General features: G+C 36.9%; 16 protein-coding genes. 1 reads left to right on the top strand and 15 read right to left on the bottom strand.

What is annotated here, in order from left to right:
* Positions 1 to 8: 8 nt before the first annotated feature.
* Together glpK and AC4PID_RS11420 are read right to left on the bottom strand one after the other, a co-directional pair.
* Positions 9 to 1,505 carry a glycerol kinase GlpK gene (glpK, locus tag AC4PID_RS11425; RefSeq protein WP_492132125.1) on the bottom strand — a complete coding sequence of 499 codons (1,497 nt, stop codon included), beginning with the start codon at positions 1,503 to 1,505 and terminating at the stop codon, positions 9 to 11.
* 55 nt (positions 1,506 to 1,560) lie between these two features.
* A complete protein-coding gene (locus tag AC4PID_RS11420; RefSeq protein ID WP_492132124.1) occupies positions 1,561 to 2,631 on the bottom strand; it encodes an HD-GYP domain-containing protein in 1,071 nt (356 codons plus the stop codon).
* Between the two features lie 82 nt (positions 2,632 to 2,713).
* Here AC4PID_RS11420 and mnmH point away from each other — a divergent pair, with 82 nt between their 5' ends.
* Positions 2,714 to 3,742 (top strand): tRNA 2-selenouridine(34) synthase MnmH, encoded by a 1,029-nt coding sequence (gene mnmH, locus AC4PID_RS11415; protein WP_492132123.1) that lies wholly within the window; start codon positions 2,714 to 2,716, stop codon positions 3,740 to 3,742.
* A gap of 148 nt (positions 3,743 to 3,890) precedes the next feature.
* Here the strand turns inward: mnmH and glmM are convergent, their stop codons facing one another.
* The 13 genes from glmM to cdaA form a co-directional block, all read right to left on the bottom strand.
* On the bottom strand, positions 3,891 to 5,237 hold the full coding sequence (gene glmM, locus AC4PID_RS11410; RefSeq protein ID WP_492132122.1) for a phosphoglucosamine mutase: 1,347 nt from the start codon (positions 5,235 to 5,237) through the stop codon (positions 3,891 to 3,893).
* A gap of 13 nt (positions 5,238 to 5,250) precedes the next feature.
* Positions 5,251 to 6,273: a TMEM165/GDT1 family protein gene (locus AC4PID_RS11405; RefSeq protein WP_492132121.1), complete on the bottom strand. Its 1,023-nt coding sequence runs from the start codon at positions 6,271 to 6,273 to the stop codon at positions 5,251 to 5,253.
* 120 nt (positions 6,274 to 6,393) lie between these two features.
* Positions 6,394 to 6,939 (bottom strand): 2-oxoacid:ferredoxin oxidoreductase subunit gamma family protein, encoded by a 546-nt coding sequence (locus AC4PID_RS11400; protein ID WP_492132120.1) that lies wholly within the window; start codon positions 6,937 to 6,939, stop codon positions 6,394 to 6,396.
* Positions 6,940 to 7,686: a thiamine pyrophosphate-dependent enzyme gene (locus AC4PID_RS11395; RefSeq protein WP_492132119.1), complete on the bottom strand. Its 747-nt coding sequence runs from the start codon at positions 7,684 to 7,686 to the stop codon at positions 6,940 to 6,942.
* Positions 7,686 to 8,750, bottom strand: coding sequence for a 3-methyl-2-oxobutanoate dehydrogenase subunit VorB (locus AC4PID_RS11390; protein ID WP_492132118.1), 1,065 nt, complete (start codon positions 8,748 to 8,750; stop codon positions 7,686 to 7,688). The genes AC4PID_RS11395 and AC4PID_RS11390 overlap by 1 nt, the downstream gene beginning before the upstream one ends.
* Before the next feature lie 12 nt (positions 8,751 to 8,762).
* Positions 8,763 to 8,978: a 4Fe-4S dicluster domain-containing protein gene (locus AC4PID_RS11385; protein WP_492132117.1), complete on the bottom strand. Its 216-nt coding sequence runs from the start codon at positions 8,976 to 8,978 to the stop codon at positions 8,763 to 8,765.
* Positions 8,979 to 9,019: 41 nt separating this feature from the next.
* Positions 9,020 to 9,706 carry an ATP-binding protein gene (locus AC4PID_RS11380; protein ID WP_492132116.1) on the bottom strand — a complete coding sequence of 229 codons (687 nt, stop codon included), beginning with the start codon at positions 9,704 to 9,706 and terminating at the stop codon, positions 9,020 to 9,022.
* Between the two features lie 163 nt (positions 9,707 to 9,869).
* Positions 9,870 to 10,943 carry a butyrate kinase gene (gene buk / locus AC4PID_RS11375; protein WP_492132115.1) on the bottom strand — a complete coding sequence of 358 codons (1,074 nt, stop codon included), beginning with the start codon at positions 10,941 to 10,943 and terminating at the stop codon, positions 9,870 to 9,872.
* A 110-nt stretch (positions 10,944 to 11,053) separates the two neighbouring features.
* Positions 11,054 to 11,956: a phosphate butyryltransferase gene (locus AC4PID_RS11370; protein WP_492132114.1), complete on the bottom strand. Its 903-nt coding sequence runs from the start codon at positions 11,954 to 11,956 to the stop codon at positions 11,054 to 11,056.
* A complete protein-coding gene (gene buk, locus AC4PID_RS11365; RefSeq protein ID WP_492132113.1) occupies positions 11,949 to 13,040 on the bottom strand; it encodes a butyrate kinase in 1,092 nt (363 codons plus the stop codon). The genes AC4PID_RS11370 and buk (AC4PID_RS11365) overlap by 8 nt, the downstream gene beginning before the upstream one ends.
* 180 nt (positions 13,041 to 13,220) lie before the next feature.
* Complete coding sequence (locus tag AC4PID_RS11360; protein ID WP_492132112.1) at positions 13,221 to 14,939, bottom strand: sigma-54 interaction domain-containing protein; 1,719 nt, start codon at positions 14,937 to 14,939, stop codon at positions 13,221 to 13,223.
* Between the two features lie 299 nt (positions 14,940 to 15,238).
* Positions 15,239 to 16,567, bottom strand: coding sequence for a CdaR family protein (locus AC4PID_RS11355; protein ID WP_492132111.1), 1,329 nt, complete (start codon positions 16,565 to 16,567; stop codon positions 15,239 to 15,241).
* Positions 16,551 to 17,381 carry a diadenylate cyclase CdaA gene (gene cdaA / locus AC4PID_RS11350; protein WP_492132110.1) on the bottom strand — a complete coding sequence of 277 codons (831 nt, stop codon included), beginning with the start codon at positions 17,379 to 17,381 and terminating at the stop codon, positions 16,551 to 16,553. The genes AC4PID_RS11355 and cdaA overlap by 17 nt, the downstream gene beginning before the upstream one ends.
* Positions 17,382 to 17,396: the final 15 nt, after the last annotated feature.

The following is a 17,396-nucleotide window of genomic DNA, read 5'->3' as shown; positions in this document are numbered from 1 at the left end:
TCCTTAAATTAAGTTTCCCATTCCATCGTTCTTCGCACTGCTCTTTTCCAGTTGCTATATACCTTTTCTCTATATGAGGGTTGCATTTGTGGGTTAAACTCAAGATCCACTTCAAATTGGTTTGTTAACTCATCTAAATTGTTCCAAAATCCTACTGCAAGTCCAGCTAAATACGCAGCACCTAAAGCTGTCGTTTCAGTAACTTTAGGGCGAATTACTTGACTTCCTAAAATATCTGATTGGAACTGCATTAAAAAGTTGTTTGCTGTTGCACCGCCATCAACTTTAAGTCTTCTAAGCTTAAGTCCGGAATCTTCCTGCATCGCTTCAATGACATCTCTGGTTTGATAAGCCAACGATTCAAGCGTCGCTCTAACAATGTGTTTTCTATTGACACCTCGCGTCAAACCGATAATCGCTCCTCTTGCATACATATCCCAATAGGGTGCACCTAGCCCCGCAAAAGCAGGAACTACAAAAACACCATTTGAATCTTCCACTTGTCTTGCTAATACTTCACTTTCAGCTGCATTTGAAATCAATCCCATCTCATCTCTCAACCACTGAATTGCTGCACCTGCAATAAAGATAGATCCTTCAAGCGCATAAGTGATTTTTCCATCTATTCCCCATGCGATAGTTGTTATTAAACCGTTGCTGGATTGATGTTTGGTTTCTCCAGTGTTCATCAGCATGAAGCATCCAGTACCATAGGTGTTTTTAACCGATCCAGGCAAAAAACACATCTGTCCAAACAATGCAGCTTGCTGGTCACCTGCAGCACTGGCAATTGGGATTTCAGCACCACCAAATGTAAACGGATCAGTAACTCCAAATATGCCAGAAGTGCTTCTTACTTCAGGCATCATCGAAACAGGGATATCAAGGACTTCCAACAATTTTTGATCCCATTTCAATTCATTTATATCAAATAACATGGTTCTTGATGCGTTTGAATAATCTGTTGCATGTACTTTACCACGCGTCAAATTCCAGATCAGCCAGGTATCTATATTCCCAAATAGTAGATGTCCTTCGTTCGCCAGTTGTTTTGCGCCTTCAACATGATCTAAAATCCATTTAATTTTAGTTCCTGAAAAGTAAGCATCTACAACAAGTCCTGTTTTTTCTTTTATATAGGCTTCATATCCTTGTTCTATCAAAGCGTCACAGATATCTGCAGTTCTTCTACACTGCCATACGATCGCATTATAAACAGGCTTTCCAGTTCTTTTATCCCAGATTACAACGGTTTCTCTTTGATTTGTTATACCAATCGCAGCGATTTCTTGAGTACTTACACCTGCCGTTTCAAGCACTTCTCTGGCAACGCCTGACTGTGTTCCCCAAATCTCCATTGGATCGTGCTCTACCCATCCTGCGACAGGATAATACTGTGTGAATTCCTTTTGTGCTGTTTTAATAACTCGACCTGAATGGTCGAACAAAATGGCTCTAGAACTTGTCGTTCCTTGATCTAATGCTAGAATATACTTCTTATCCATAAATCTCTCCTCCATTAGTTTTATACTATCATAAGGTGGGCATAAAAAAAACTCCTCATGGGAGTCTTGAAAGTACTTTCTTAATAAATATGGTTAGTTCCTGTAACATGTCGATCTGCATGCCGTCTTCTATTTGCTTTAAAACTGGACGAGTTGGCGAATTAGGGTTATTACCGATAACAATTGCCATTTTCCCATTGCTGAGTTCAACCAAAGTTCCGGGCGGATAAACATCGATTACTTGCATCAAAGCTAAAAATACGTCTTGATCTAGTTTGGCAGGGGTTGCACTTCTTAGAATTTCAATAGCTGTATCTACTGAAATTCTATTATTATAGGTCCTGTCAGAAACGATGGCACTAAATATATCACACATCGTAACGATTCTAACCAATAAGGGTATTTGATCGCCAACAAATCCGTTAGGATAACCACTACCATCTAGCTTTTCATGATGTAGAAGTACAATTTGTCTTGAAAGTGATGATAAACTAACGAGGTCCTTAAGGATGTGGTAGCTATAATCCACATGTCGCTTCATTTCTTCAAACTCATCAACGTCTAACTTACCTTTTTTATTTAGAATCTCAGAGGGTACTTTTACCTTACCAATATCAGCAAGAATTGCACCCATGCCTAGCTTAAGTAATTTTTCTCTGTCCAGTCCCATTCTCCTACCTATGAGTAGAGAAAGAATCATAACTTCAACCGCATGATTATAATGATACATTTCAGCGCCCATTAACTCAGTGCTATAATACTTTTGTTCATTCCTCGCATAAATTTCAGTGATGATGTCGTCGACTATATCTTTTAAGTCCTTAATTGTACCTTCACGAACTTCTTCAATATTTTTATCATTTCTAATGGTTTGGGAATCATAAATCGTTTTCATAACAACGATCGCTTGAAGCTTGATTTCATCTGAAATCATTGGATCTAGTTCAACGCCTCTTGAAAGTTCATCATCAATATAAAGGTGTCTTATATCCGCTTGGATTAGTTTTTTTATTAGTATTTCAGATAGTACAGTGCCTCTATTAATTAAAAGCGACAGCTTAGAATCATATACAGGCTTTGCAATCACACTACCCACTTCTACATCATTGATATTAATTAAACGCATGGTTCACCTCTCATTCTAAATGTTCTCACAACTTCCGATTTATGTTATGATGCTATTAAAGACAAAATTAAAGGAAGTCACTATGTATCAAGCTATACCCTACAACCCAAATGACGAAGCAATTTTTATAGACGTTAGAAGCGAATCTGAATATAAAAACGGACATATTGTCGATGCAATTAATCTTCCAATATTATATGACCTTGAACGACATGAGGTCGGTTGGATTTATAAGAATGCGTCAGTAGAAGAAGCCAAACGATTAGGACTAAAGTATGGATCTGAAAAATTGCATATATTCTATGATACACTATTTGAACTCAAAAAAAAATATCCTTGTAAAAAAATAATCTTTTATTGTGCACGTGGTGGCTATAGAAGTCGATCGATCGCCTTACTAATGCGAAGCATTGATATTCCAGTCTATTGGATTCAAGGCGGATATAAGGCATATCGTACTGAAGTCCTAAAAAAATTAAATCAACCCATTGATGACTATCCAAATTTCATTGTATTAAATGGTTTAACTGGCGTTGGTAAGACTCATGTTTTAGAAGAATTAATAAGATTAGGGCAACCTGTCATTGATCTTGAAGCAGCTGCGAATCATAAAGGATCTCACTTAGGTGCCATTGGAACCGATGGCTTTCAAAGTGTTCAAATGTTTGAAAATAATCTTTATCACCAATTGAATAAGATTCAGCACTCCTATTGCTTCATAGAATCAGAATCGAGACGAATTGGAAAAGTCTTTGTCCCTAAGTTAATGTTTCAGAAAATGCAAGAAGGTAAGTTTCTACTTTTATCAGCAAGTATGGATTTTCGAGTTCGTGAGCTACTTAAAGATTACACTGCAGATGATGATTTTACCTCACAGCTAGATATCGCGATTGAAAAATTGAAACCTTATCTTTCAAAAGAGCATATGTCAGAACTTACCACCCTTATCGCCTCAAAAGATTATAATACCTTTACAAAGAGAATACTAGAAGTGCATTATGACCCCATCTATAGAAAAAGCATCACCTCACACACGCACTTAAGTGATTTTGATGTATTGAATTATGAAGCAACTGCTAGAGATGTGTGCCAGTGGTTAGCCTCACAATAACTGCTTTCTGCATCAAAGACAAAACTGAACCAAATTCAACTATTATGCATCGAACTTTCAGAATTAAAGTAATTTAATAGCTAAATAATTAACCCCAGATCATCAAATAGATTTTCTGGGGTTCTTTGTTATAGACACATGCAAGTCATTAATTCATCTCTTTTTCAATTAATTCTACCAAACCAATTGCTTCGCGTTCAAGTTCTTCTTGATTTTCACCTTCAATCATTACCCTAACCAATGGTTCTGTTCCCGAAGGTCGAATTAAGACGCGCCCTTTTCCATGGAATTTATCTTCAATTTCTTTGATCTTTTCAGATACAACTAAATTTTCACTAAAGGTATGTTTCTTATCATTAGGGACTTTTGCATTTTTTAATACTTGAGGGTATACTGTCATCATAGCAGCTAGTTCAGAAAGTTTTTTACCCGTTTCCTTCATAACGCGAAGAAGTTGAACGGCTGTTAAAAGGCCGTCACCAGTTGTATTGTGCTCTAAGAAAATGATATGCCCCGATTGTTCTCCGCCTAATTGATAGCCATTCGCTAGCATTTCTTCAAGCACATATCTATCACCAACTTGAGTTTTTAAGGTTTTTAAATTATTTTCTTTCAATGCAATATCAAACCCTAAGTTACTCATAACAGTTGAAACAATGGTATTGTCCTTCAAATGACCTTTTTCTGCTAATGCTTTACCACAGATGGCCATTATTTTATCACCATCAACTAACATACCATTTTCATCAATAGCTAAAAGACGATCCGCATCACCATCAAATGCTAGTCCCACATCAGCACCAACCACTTTAACAAACTTTATCAAATCTCCTAAATGTGTAGAACCGCAATTTTCATTAATGTTAGTGCCATCTGGCTCGTGATGAATATTATAGACCTTTGCATCTAAACGATTCATAGTTTGAGGTGCCACAGATGAAGCTGCCCCATTTGCACAGTCCATAGCAACCTTAAGGCCTTCAAAATTCATACCCTCTAATGTTGAGACAACATAATCCATATACTCAATTTCAGCGTTCTCATAAGGTCTAACATGTCCAATTTGCGTCCCAGTTGGCTTTGCAATGACTGCCCCTGATAGGATCATATTTTCAATCTCATCTTCGATTTGATCCGAAAGTTTCAGCCCTTCACTATTGAAAAATTTGATTCCATTGAAAGCAACTGGATTATGTGAAGCTGATATCATAACGCCAGCATCTGCTTCTAAAATTCTCACAAGTTTTGCAATTGCAGGTGTTGGAATTACACCTACATTGATAACATCACATCCAGCAGAAAGTATTCCCGACGATAATGCAGCTTCAAGCATATCACCTGAAATTCTTGTATCTTTACCAACCAGTATTTTTGCCTTTGGCTTTCCCTGTGTGATAACATGGGCACCATATTTTCCCAGATTCATCGCAAGTTCTATTGTTAGCTCTTCATTTGCTATACCTCGTACACCGTCCGTTCCAAATAATCTTGCCATAATAACCTCACCCTTAATGTATTAGTTGTACTATTGAAGATTCCTCTTCTAAAATTCTATTGATAGCTGCTTCTATCGTCATTAACTCAGGATTGCTAGTACGATCCATTGGATATTTCAAATAGTATTCATCCAGCAATATTTTGATTTGTTCTGCTTTAGATCGATCAAACGCTTTGTTTTGAAGCTTTTCAATCACTTTTGTATCAAATCGACTTGAGGTGACTCGATCCGATAGCAATGATTTCATATATCCTACCAAACAAACATGGTCCTCACAAACATGACATCCCTTACACAAATGATCCACACTTGCCTTCAATATGAGCCTATGATTTCTTAAATCCTCAGCATGCTGCTTTAATGCAGAAACTTTAATTTCTTTCAATTGTCTACTAAAAATCAAAGCTCTGAAAACTGTCAGTGCTAAAATAATTCCAAGAAGTAATACTAGGAATGTCGTACCCATACTTAGTACGTATTCAGAACCAAAAATTTTACCCAAACCAAATGCCATAAAGATTACAAATGCACCCATTCTAATAATATGCTCTGGTATTTTATTGCCTAATTTGGCACCTACAAAGATACCAATAGAACTAACAACAACCATACCCGTGACTGTACCTAATAAAGTCAAAGCAGGTATTGCTGATTGTGTTGAAAGCGTCAAAGCCGTTAGCTGTGTCTTGTCTCCAAGTTCTCCTAAAAAGAAAGCAAGTGCAACCGTTGCAATAGCACCATATTGAGAGCTTTTCATATTCTCTTCTTCGTCTTCTGCTATCGATAAGGATAAAAGTCCAAAAGCGATGAATAAAACCCCAGCCACTAGCTGTAGTGCTTCTATAGGTATAAACTGAGTTAACACCGATCCCAGTAATATCGCTAGTCCATGATTTAAGAAAGAACCAATCATAACCCCAATTAAAATGTCTTTTATTTTATATCTCGTAGCGAACGCCATTGCCATAATCTGAGTTTTATCTCCCATCTCAGCTATGAATATGAGCGCGAACGCTTGAATTAAATCCTTCATTTTCTTTCCCCCAAAAGTAACATTGCATTCTATTATCTCATATTTTCAACACTTCATCAATCTATGTATACAAAAAAGCGAGCAGATTGAGCCTGCTCGCTTAACTACAATTCTTTTCAATTAGCCTTTAATTATATCCGCACCACGTTGCATTGCTTCTTCATTAATAGCCATTAAATGTGCTTTAGACTCACCGAAAACTTTTTTAAGTGCTTGCATAACTGCATCAACACCAACTGTTTTAGTAAGTTCAAGGAAAGCGCCTAACATTACCATGTTTGCAACCCTTGGGTTACCAAGTTCTACCGCAATTTCATTTGCAGGAACATAGTAAGCAGTAACATCACTTCTAGAAGCTTTTTTATCAATTAAAGAACTATTAATCAATAGTTTTCCACCTGAGATGATATCTCTTTCGAATTTATCAAGAGATGGTAAATTCATAACTATAGCAACTGTTGCATCATCTGTGATAACTGGTGATCCGATTGGTCTTTCAGAAACCATAACGCTACAGTTAGCTGTACCGCCACGCATTTCAGGACCATATGAAGGCAGCCAAGAAACCTCTTTACCTTCGATCATACCAGCATATGAAATCAATTGACCCATAAGCATTACGCCTTGTCCACCAAAGCCTGCACAAATTACTCTTTCGTTAAGCATTTACTTTACCTCCCCTGGTCTTCTGAAGTTACCCATTGGATAGTATGGAATTAAATTATCATTTAACCATTTCAATGCATCAATAGGTGTCATGCCCCAGTTTGTAGGACAAGTTGATAACACTTCAACTATTGAGAATCCTTTACCATCTAATTGGCATTGGAAAGCTTCTTTAATTGCTTTTTTCGCTTTTCTGATGTTTGCAGGTGTATCAACAGCTACTCTTTCTACAAAAGCAGCGCCATCGATGGTTGCAAGCATTTCAGATACACGAAGCGGCATACCTGAATGTTCAACGGTTCTACCAAGAGGTGCAGTTGTCGCTCTTTGACCAATTAAAGTCGTAGGTGCCATTTGACCACCTGTCATACCATAGATTGCATTGTTAACGAAGATCGTTGTGATTTTTTCGCCTCTGTGTGCAACGTGAACGATTTCAGCTGTACCGATAGAAGCTAAGTCACCATCACCTTGGTAAGTGAATACAACTTTATCAGGTAATACGCGTTTGATACCAGTTGCAACTGCAGGTGCTCTACCATGAGAAGCTTCGTGCATATCACAATTAAAGTAGTCATAAGCAAGTACTGAACAACCAACTGGTGCAACACCAATCGTATCGCCTAAAACACCTAATTCTTCTAAAACTTCTGCCACAAGCTTATGGATGATACCATGTGTACAACCAGGACAGTAGTGAGTTTCTTTATCTGTTAACCCTTTTGATTTTTGATAAACAACAGCCATTATTTTGCACCTCCAACCAATTCTTTCACTTTGTTCATTACACCTTCTGGAGTAGGAATCATACCACCAGAACGTCCATAGAAATGAACTGGATATCTGCCATTAACAGCGATTTTGATATCGTCAATCATTTGACCCATAGACATTTCAACCGAAAGTACAGCTTTACAATCTGAAGGAATTAAGTCAAATGCTTTTTCAGGGAATGGCCATAGTGTGATTGGTCTAATAAGACCAACGTTAATGCCTTGTTCTTTAAGATCAATAATCGCATTTCTTACTATACGTGATGTTGTGCCGTATGCAACGATAACAACTTCAGCATTTTCAAGATTATATGCTTCATATTTCACTTCATTTTCTTTCATTGCACTGTACTTTTCTTGAAGGTGAATATTGTGTTTTTCAAGTTCAGCTGGATCAAGTGCCAATGAGTTAATGATATTTGGTTTTCTTTGACCTTTTGTACCTGTAGTTGCCCAGTCTTTTAATGGTAATTCGAATCTAGAAACGCTCTCCTTAAATTCGATTGGCTCCATCATTTGTCCGATCATACCATCGCCAACCATCATTACTGGATTTCTATAGTAGTCAGCAGCATCAAAAGCTTCTTGCATTAAATCAACCATTTCTTGTAAGTTCGCTGGTGCGTACACTAATAATTTGTAGTCGCCATTACCACCGCCACGCGTTACTTGATTGTAGTCTGATTGAGCAGGTTGAATACCACCTAAACCAGGGCCGCCTCTAACGATATTAACGATAACGCAAGGCAACTCAGCGCCTGCGATATAAGTGATTCCCTCTTGTTTAAGTGCAATCCCTGGAGAAGATGATGATGTCATAACACGTGCGCCTGCACCTGCAGCACCATACACCATATTAATTGCAGCTACTTCTGATTCAGCTTGTAAAAAGACGCCGCCTACTTTAGGCATCTCTTTTGACATATACTCTGGTAACTCATTTTGTGGTGTGATTGGGTATCCGAAGAAATATTTACAGCCTGCTTTAATCGCAGCAGCGCCAATTGCTTCATTACCTTTCATCAATACCTTAGCCATTACCTTACCTCCCTAAAATCTTTCTACTGTGATAACAGAATCTGGACACATCATTGCGCAGTTTGCACAACCGATACACTTATCCATTTCGAACACTGTCGCTGGATGGAAACCTTTAATGTTGATCTTAGAAGTATCCATAGTCACAATTTTCACTGGGCAGGCAGTTGTACATAGCCCACAGCCTTTACAAATGTCTTCATTAAATGTAACTTTACCTTTAGCCACCTTTAAATCCTCCTATACCTTAATCCTGTTAGCTGAGTTCACTACATCCAATCTTCTCTCATGTACATCTTAATCGGGAACACTTGTCCCTCTAAATCATTTGGTAATTGGCGGGTAACCTTTTCCAGTGAGCTGATGTACCTTATTGGGATATTGAGAAGTTTTGAAACCTCGTCCGCTAACTTTTGACCCTTTAAAACGTCTTCTAAACCTGTTTCTCTCAGTAAATGCGTATTGTTTATAATACCTGTTACTTTACAGCCCACCGTATCTTCAATATTTCTGATATGTGAGATTACACCTTGTGCATCCTGAGTCTGTTCTCTATTCGCATTTAAAACGAAGAACATATCGTATGCACCTGGTTTAAAGTAAGCAGCAAATCTTGCTAAAATTCGTGCGCCGACAGCGTCGCCACCAACGTCTAAGATCACTTGCATCTCCTCGTTTTGAATCGGTGCCAATATGCTTGGGGAAACCATTGGCACATCGAGGTTTGCATTGTGTCCTCTCGCTCCAGAGATCACTGTAACGCCGTTTGACTCAAGAAGTGAAGCCTTCTCTCTCGATCTAAAATAAGGATTAACGATATCCAAATCACAAATTGCCACGTTTGAAGTCTGCTGACTGAGTAACATTGCATAGTTCACTGCAAATTCAGTTTTGCCGCTTCCATAATGTCCAATAATAATCCTAATTCTTGCATCCTTCATTAAATCTAATGTCATACTTCACCTTTTCCTTAATTAATCACATTTACTGTCTGTCATGTTGCTACTTTATCGAAAATTTGATCATTGAAAACTTAATGACTTACTATTTTGAACCGTTATACTAGATGGTTATACTTAATGGTTATACTAAACTGTCATACTAGTTTGTTATACTTATTTATTTGTATTCTTGAGGTGTTTCTTCTTCTCTAAGTACACGTAAGCCACCAAGAGCAAGTGCACTCATTTCATCTTCGCCAGGATAGATAATGACATCCGAGATGAATGATACTCTGTTTTTAATCCAAGTCGTTAGCATCTCGCCATAAGCAAGACCGCCTGTTAATATAACTGCATCAACCTTTCCTTTTAGAACTGCTGCACAGCTGCCGATTTCTTTAGCAACTTGATAAGCCATTGCTTCGAAAATCAACTTCGCATTTTCATCACCTGACTCAATCATTTTAACCACATCGCGACCATCGTTCGTGCCAAGGTAAGCCACTAGACCGCCTTTACCCTTGATCATTTTTTTGATATCTGCGTGTGAATATTTGCCAGAGAAGCATAATTTCGCCAAATCGCCCACTGGTAAACCACCAGTTCTCTCAGGAGAAAACGGGCCTTCGCCGTCCAGTGCATTATTGACATCGATTACTCGACCTTTTTCATGTGCACCAACTGAAATACCACCACCGAGATGTGCTACAATTAAATTAAGTTCACTATATGGTCGACCAGTTTCTTTTGCGTATCTTCTAGCAACAGCCTTTTGGTTCAGTGCATGAAAAATTGATTTTCTAGGAATTTCAGGCATACCAGAAATTCTTGCAACATCTTCCATTTCGTCTACGACTACAGGATCTACAATAAATGCTGGAATATTTAGTTGATTTGCGATTTCATTTGCAATCATACCACCTAAGTTTGAAGCATGCTCGCCCATTTGAGCTGCAATTAAATCTTGAATCATCAAATCGTTAACTCTGTAAGTGCCGCCTTTGATTGGTTTTAATAAACCACCACGACCAACTACTGCACTTAACTTCGTAAGATTGATGTCATTTTCACTTAAAGCACCTAAAATAACATCTTTTCTAAAATCATATTGATCAGTAATTTTTTCATACTTATCAATTTCTTCGTTAGAGTGTCTTAAAGTTGTCTCAAACACTTCTTTCTCATTGTCATAAATCGCAATTTTAGTCGACGTCGACCCTGGATTTATCGCCAATATTCTAAAAACTTCCATTTACGCCTCCTTATGATACCCTCTTAAACTTTAATCAAGTTAAACGACATAATATCGCTCAAGTACAAACCAAACTTGATTCTCTATCATGAGCTTACATAAAACTTATTTTATAAAGATGCCATTAAAACGCCAAGTGCAATTGAGTTGAGCTTAGATTCGTCCGAATCTGCTCTAGAAGTTAAAACTACCGGTGCTTTAGCGCCAACAATGATACCCGCAGATTTCGCATTTGCTAAGAAATTCAATGCTTTGTAAAGCACATTTCCAGCTTCAATCGTTGGGCAAAGCAACACATCAACATCGCCTGCCATTGGATCTTTAATCCCTTTAATTTCTGCTGCTTCCTTAGAAACTGCATTGTCGAGCGCAAAAGGACCGCCCACTTTACAACCTGCAATTTCACCTTCGAGGTTCATCTTCACAAGTGCACCTGCATCAACCGTAGCTGGCATTGATTCCGTTACCTTTTCTTTAGCAGCAATAATGCCTACATTCGGGGTTTCAATATTAAGCGCTTTAGTTACAACCAAAGAGTTTTCAATAATTTGTTTTTTCGTGTAAAGATCTGGGGCAATATTCATAGCTGCATCTGTAACGAGTAAGATTTTATGATACGTTGGTACGTCGAAGATTGCAACATGGCTCAGTGCATTTCCTGTTCTTAAGCCAACTTCTTTATTTAAAACTGCTTTGAGGATAATTGAAGTATCCACTAAGCCTTTCATTACGATTTCAGCTTTACCGCTTGATACGAGTTCAACCGCTTTTAATGAGGCTTCTGCCATATCAACAATGTTAATCACCTCAAAGCCTGACAAATCTAAATTGATCTCTGCAGCGATTTTTCTAATCTCTGCTTCGTTACCAACTAAATAGCCATTAACGATACCTTGCTCATAAGCAGCCTTTATCGCTTTTAATACATCGTCATCTTGGGCACAAGCAACAGATATTTTTTTAGGACCATTTGCTTTAGCTTTCGATAACAACTCTTCAAAATTTTTAATCATTAAAGCTCACCTCATCCTCGTATATTTTAGCAACCTCTTCGCCCTCAAGTACGCGAAGAACGCCTAAATTTAAAGCTTCCATTTCATCTTCACCCGCTTTAATAATAACTGGTGCAATAAATGAAACGCGTTCTGTAACATAATCCGTTAAATATTTAGAATATGCGACGCCTCCTGTGAGAACTACCGCATCTACTTTACCTTCAATTACCGTTGCCATAGCACCGATTTCTTTTGCGATTTGGTAAGCCATCGCTTCGAAAACAAGCTTCGCTTCCTCATCTCCCGCTTCGATACGTTTAACAACTTCTCTGCCATCGTTTGTACCGAGATAAGCAGTCATTCCACCTTTGCCACGCATTTTCTTTTTGAGTTCAGCTGGTGTATAATCTCCTGAAAAACACATTTTCGCAACATCACCAACTGGTAATCCACCACATCTTTCTGGTGAAAATGGTCCCATTTCATTGGCATTGTTTGCATCGATAATTTTTCCTTTTTTCATAGGCACAATTGAAATGCCACCACCGAGATGCGCTAAAATTAGGTTAAGCTCTTCAACTTTCTTCCCCATTTCGCCTGCAACTCTATGAGCGATTGCTTTAATATTAAGCGCATGTACCAATGACTTACGTTTCAATTCTGGCATGCCCGAAATTCTTGCAAGTGGCTCAAATTCATCCACTGCAACAGGATCGACGATATAAGCATCTATGCCTTCAGTTTTTGCAATTGCATCTGCAATCATACCACCTAAATTGGAAGCATGCTCACCTTGAATACCAATAATTAAATCTTTAACCATAGGCTCGGTTACGCGGTATGCACCACTTGGCATTGGTCTTAATAAACCTCCGCGGCCTACAACAGCTCTTAAATCTTGGGTATTGAATCCATTTTCTTTTAACCAACCAATAATCATATCTTTTCGGTAATCGTATTGATCTGTAATCTTCTCAAATCCATCTAACATATGCGTATCGTGATTTAAGTTCTCTTGTGCCAACCTCTCTGTACCTCTATATACAGCGATTTTAGTAGAAGTTGAGCCAGGGTTCAAAACTAAAACAAGCTCTCGTTGCATTTGATACCTCCAATTTTTTATCCATCTATATAGTCGCAATTCTCATGCCAACTTCTTATATTCTTTACATCGTTGGAACTTCAACATATCAAGTCAAAAAGCGATATAAAACTTTTGATTCGCGCAAAAAAATGCATGCAATTATTTGCACGCATTTAATTTAAGTGCAATATTTTGCACTTACTTTTCATTAATGTTCAATTGTTTCATTTTATAATACAGCGTTCTGAGCGAAACCCCTAACGCTGAAGCTGTTTCTTCTCTATTTCCACTGTGTGCATCAAGTGTTTTTAAGATAAACTCTCTTTCAAATTTTTTAATATTATCCTCTAATTTAAAATTCCCGTCGATTGAAATGACAGGATGTTTATCCGTATCAATAGGCAATTGATCATTATGAATTGCTGGAAGATGCTTTAATGTTAGTAAATGCTCGTGCATTTTTATATTAATCATAGCTCTTCCTACAAAATTCTCCAGTTCTCTAACATTGCCAAGCCAATCATATGCCAATATGCGTTCTGTTGCAGCAGCAGAAATATCTGATACATTTCTACCATATTCTTGATTGTATTTATTAATTAAGTGTTTTACCAAATCTGGAATATCGGTCTTATGTCTTCTTAGAGGTGGAATTTCGATAGGTACTACATTTAATCTATAATACAAATCTTGTCTAAATTTCTTTTCTGCAATAGCACTTTCGAGATCGACATTCGTTGCAGATATAACACGCACGTCTATCGCTTGTGGTTTATTACTTCCCACTCTTAGTATTTCTTTTTCTTGAAGCACGCGTAGCAATTTGGCTTGTGTATTCAAGCTTAACTCAGCAACTTCGTCTAGGAAAATCGTTCCCCCATTTGCTTTCTCAAAAAGACCAACCTTACCACCCTTTGAAGCCCCTGTAAATGCCCCTTCTTCATATCCAAAAAGCTCGCTTTCCAGTAAGTTTTCCGATATAGCAGCACAGTTAACTCTTACAAACTGCGCGTAGCGTCTATTTGAGGCATTGTGTATCGCATGAGCAAATAGCTCTTTACCTGTACCACTCTCACCCCTAATAATTACAGTAGCTGGCGTTTCTGCTGCTATCTTAGCCTTTTCAATGGCATTTATCATAATTTCACTTGATCCAATAATATCATCAAATGTATACTTTGCTTCAAGATTTCTAATGATTTGCTTTGCTTGATCCAATCTCTCATAAATATCATTTATTTCAGTTAAATCATGGATAATAGCAACGGAACCTTTCAGTTCACCTTTGACAATAATAGGTGCAGCTTCTGCGATGACATCCTTTTTCATCAAGCCTACTTTAAGCCTTTTTCCCTTTACTGGCTTTCCAGATTTAAGCACTTCTTTATGAACACTATCTCCTTCTGCTAAATCAAATGTACAGTCTTTTCCAATCACATCGTTTTCAGTGTAACCAGTCATTCTTGTATACGCTGGATTAATTAATGTGCCTATCCCATTTTCATCTACTACAGAAATAGCATCTTGAGTTGCATTAATTGTCGCTTCAAGTGTTTCTCGAACTTCACTCAAATTTGTAATTTTCTCAGCAAGCTCTTTTAATTCTGATACATCTCTGAACACTGCAATTGCCCCAACTATTTCACCATTATCACCCAATACAGGCATTCTATTGGTAATAATAGTAATGTTATTCAATGGCTGTTGTTGATTTAGCTCAGACTTTCCAGTTTTTAAAATGATTGGTAATCTGGTATTTTCAATTACAGCTTCAACTTTTCTACCGATTACATCTTCATACTTTTGACCAGTTAAAATTTCAGCTGAATGGTTAAAAATTGTAATGATTCCCTCCGAATCAACTGCAATCATCGCATCATGAGTTGAATCGAGAATCTTTTGTATGTCTCTACGCATAAATACCTCATTTTAATTTGATTAAATGTCTCTCTAACTGATAAAATTTAAGCCTACATCTATTTTAACATAAAATGTATCAAACCGTTACCATGTGCCTTTACTATAAAGCAAATGTAACTATTAATAACTACTAAAATTAATATAGTATCTGTTTTCATAGTCTAATCTTTTTTTATTATGTCACTATTTAAAATTGTTTTATTTCTATATTGTCTCTATTTTTAATATTCTCTATAATCTATTTGCTGCAAATAAAAAAGGCATATCCTTAGAAATGCCTTTTATTTGTTCATTGATTATGGTGTTGCACTTTCAGAAACATTGACATCGACATATTCAGGCTCAATAATAACATTCTCCAGGTTTAATTCACTTGAATAGTTGACGATTAGTCTATAATTTCCCACCTCAGTAACATTACTAAAATTCAAATCGAGATGCAAATCATTTTTACTTAATGCTTTAATAACAGATTCAATATCGGTCACTTTAACAACTACAACACCTTCATTGGCATTTAAGTCTGTGATGAATCCTTGGTTTAGATTGACAACTGGCAACTCGTTAATCGCAAAAGTAAATTCCTTTGTTTGTACTTCTTCAATTTGAATTTCTACTTGTACAGTCGGTTGACCAGTAGATACAGTAATACCCTCTGGTAGGTTTAATTCCTTTTCAACGATTATTGTTCCAGTTTCCTCACCAGTAAGTTGAATCTCTTTTGTCATTAAAGTCGTCAGTTCATCAATTTTAGTAATATCACCTTGAACGGTTACATTTTGAGGATTTACAGCAACGCTAACAACTTTATATCCTTCAGCAGGTGCGCCATTAACGACTGGTTCAATCCCAACAGATTTATTTTTTCCTATTGTTAATGCGATGCTCGCATAACTACTTTCAAGGGTTACACCATTAACTACTTCACCGTCAAATGAGTAAGGGACCAACGAAACTTCTCTTTGATAATCACTATCTAACGTTCCAACAGAAATGGTTCCACCTAAATATGAAACAGAGTTAACCAAACTTTCCGGCCCTGTTACTTTTATTTCAAGCGGTGTCACTTCAAGATTTTGTTGATATAATGAATCTTGATATTGATCACTAATAATAATCTGAACAGGCTTTGGTAAGGAGACTACCCGATCCACAGTTAACACAATTTCATTAGGTACAACTGCCTTAATCGAAACGGATTCAGAATTGATCGTACTGTTAATATAAACATTGTTAATTCCACTTCTTACCGATCTCAAGTCTGCCCACAACGATATATTTTTTGCATTTAAACTAAGAACATTGTTTCGCCGTCCGGTAACTTCAACGTTCACAAAATAATCAGTTTGATTCATGATTTTAAGGTTGTTTTGGTCAAGCTCTTGAGTGTTTGTTAATTGTACTGGAACGGATTCAATCACTCTAGTGATTTCAGGATCAACTTGATCCATAACAAAAATCCAAAATAATATAGCCATAGCCAATGATAAAATCTTTGTTCCAGTATTATGAGATAATTTAACATCAAAAATCGCTTTTGGTAGTTTTATAATCCAGTTAATTGCTTTTACAAACAGATTTTTAATACTAGTGAAAAAGAGTGGTGTTTTATTTTTTTGTGGCACGTTTTTCACCTCCATCTTTCTCATTCTCAAGGGTATTAATCATCAAGTCTCTCAAAGTGGAAGTATCTAAAAATCTTTGTAGCTTTCCTTCAACTGCCATTGAAATTGCTCCCGTTTCTTCAGAAACAATGACAATTAATGCATCCGAACTCTCTGTCATGCCCATTGCTGCTCTATGTCGAGTTCCTAACTCCTTGCTAATATATTTATTAGAAGAAAGTGGTAACAAACAGCCCGCAGCCATCAGCCGATTGTTTTTAATAATAACCGCTCCATCATGTAATGGCGATTTTGGATAAAATACATTCATAATCAAGTCTGCACTGATCTGTGCATCTATGATTGTCCCAGTATCAATAATGTCATTGATACCTATTAGTCTTTCAACAACTATTAATGCACCAATTTTTTTTCGAGACATTACACTTACTGCATCAACAATTTCATTTATGGATCGAGACTGCTCTTCAAGAGTTCCTTTTTTATTATTTGTTAATAACCATTGGCTTCTTCCAAGGTGTTCAAGCGCTTTTCTAAGCTCAGGTTGGAAAATAATTACCAATGCAATAAGACCAATTGTAAAAGTATTTTGCAGAATATAATTTATGGCATATAGTTTTGCCCATTCACTCAATTTTGAGATAATCAAAATGATCAAAAAGCCCTTAACCAATTGTTCAGCTCTTGTCTCTCTGATTAATCCTAATAATTTGTAAAATACAAAGGCAATAATTCCAATATCAATAATATAATTTAATTTAACTTCTGATAAGAAAGCCATCATTGTGTCAAACAATGAATTAATAAATTCCATAAACACCTCAAAAAT

Source organism: Fusibacter sp. QWL-12 (assembly GCF_058683495.1).
Note: the sequence above shows the minus strand (reverse complement) of the source record. Positions and strands in the feature narration are given on the sequence as shown.

Excerpts from the sequence above, each read along its gene's own strand:
- glmM (WP_492132122.1), bottom strand. The coding sequence starts at position 5,237 with ATGGCAAGATTATTTGGAACGGACGGTGTACGAGGTATAGCAAATGAA.
- AC4PID_RS11380 (WP_492132116.1), bottom strand. The coding sequence starts at position 9,706 with ATGACATTAGATTTAATGAAGGATGCAAGAATTAGGATTATTATTGGA.
- buk (WP_492132115.1), bottom strand. The coding sequence starts at position 10,943 with ATGGAAGTTTTTAGAATATTGGCGATAAATCCAGGGTCGACGTCGACT.
- AC4PID_RS11390 (WP_492132118.1), bottom strand. The coding sequence starts at position 8,750 with ATGGCTAAGGTATTGATGAAAGGTAATGAAGCAATTGGCGCTGCTGCG.
- mnmH (WP_492132123.1), top strand. The coding sequence starts at position 2,714 with ATGTATCAAGCTATACCCTACAACCCAAATGACGAAGCAATTTTTATA.
- AC4PID_RS11400 (WP_492132120.1), bottom strand. The coding sequence starts at position 6,939 with ATGCTTAACGAAAGAGTAATTTGTGCAGGCTTTGGTGGACAAGGCGTA.
- AC4PID_RS11405 (WP_492132121.1), bottom strand. The coding sequence starts at position 6,273 with ATGAAGGATTTAATTCAAGCGTTCGCGCTCATATTCATAGCTGAGATG.
- buk (WP_492132113.1), bottom strand. The coding sequence starts at position 13,040 with ATGCAACGAGAGCTTGTTTTAGTTTTGAACCCTGGCTCAACTTCTACT.
- cdaA (WP_492132110.1), bottom strand. The coding sequence starts at position 17,381 with ATGGAATTTATTAATTCATTGTTTGACACAATGATGGCTTTCTTATCA.
- AC4PID_RS11420 (WP_492132124.1), bottom strand. The coding sequence starts at position 2,631 with ATGCGTTTAATTAATATCAATGATGTAGAAGTGGGTAGTGTGATTGCA.
- glpK (WP_492132125.1), bottom strand. The coding sequence starts at position 1,505 with ATGGATAAGAAGTATATTCTAGCATTAGATCAAGGAACGACAAGTTCT.
- AC4PID_RS11360 (WP_492132112.1), bottom strand. The coding sequence starts at position 14,939 with ATGCGTAGAGACATACAAAAGATTCTCGATTCAACTCATGATGCGATG.
- AC4PID_RS11395 (WP_492132119.1), bottom strand. The coding sequence starts at position 7,686 with ATGGCTGTTGTTTATCAAAAATCAAAAGGGTTAACAGATAAAGAAACT.
- AC4PID_RS11370 (WP_492132114.1), bottom strand. The coding sequence starts at position 11,956 with ATGATTAAAAATTTTGAAGAGTTGTTATCGAAAGCTAAAGCAAATGGT.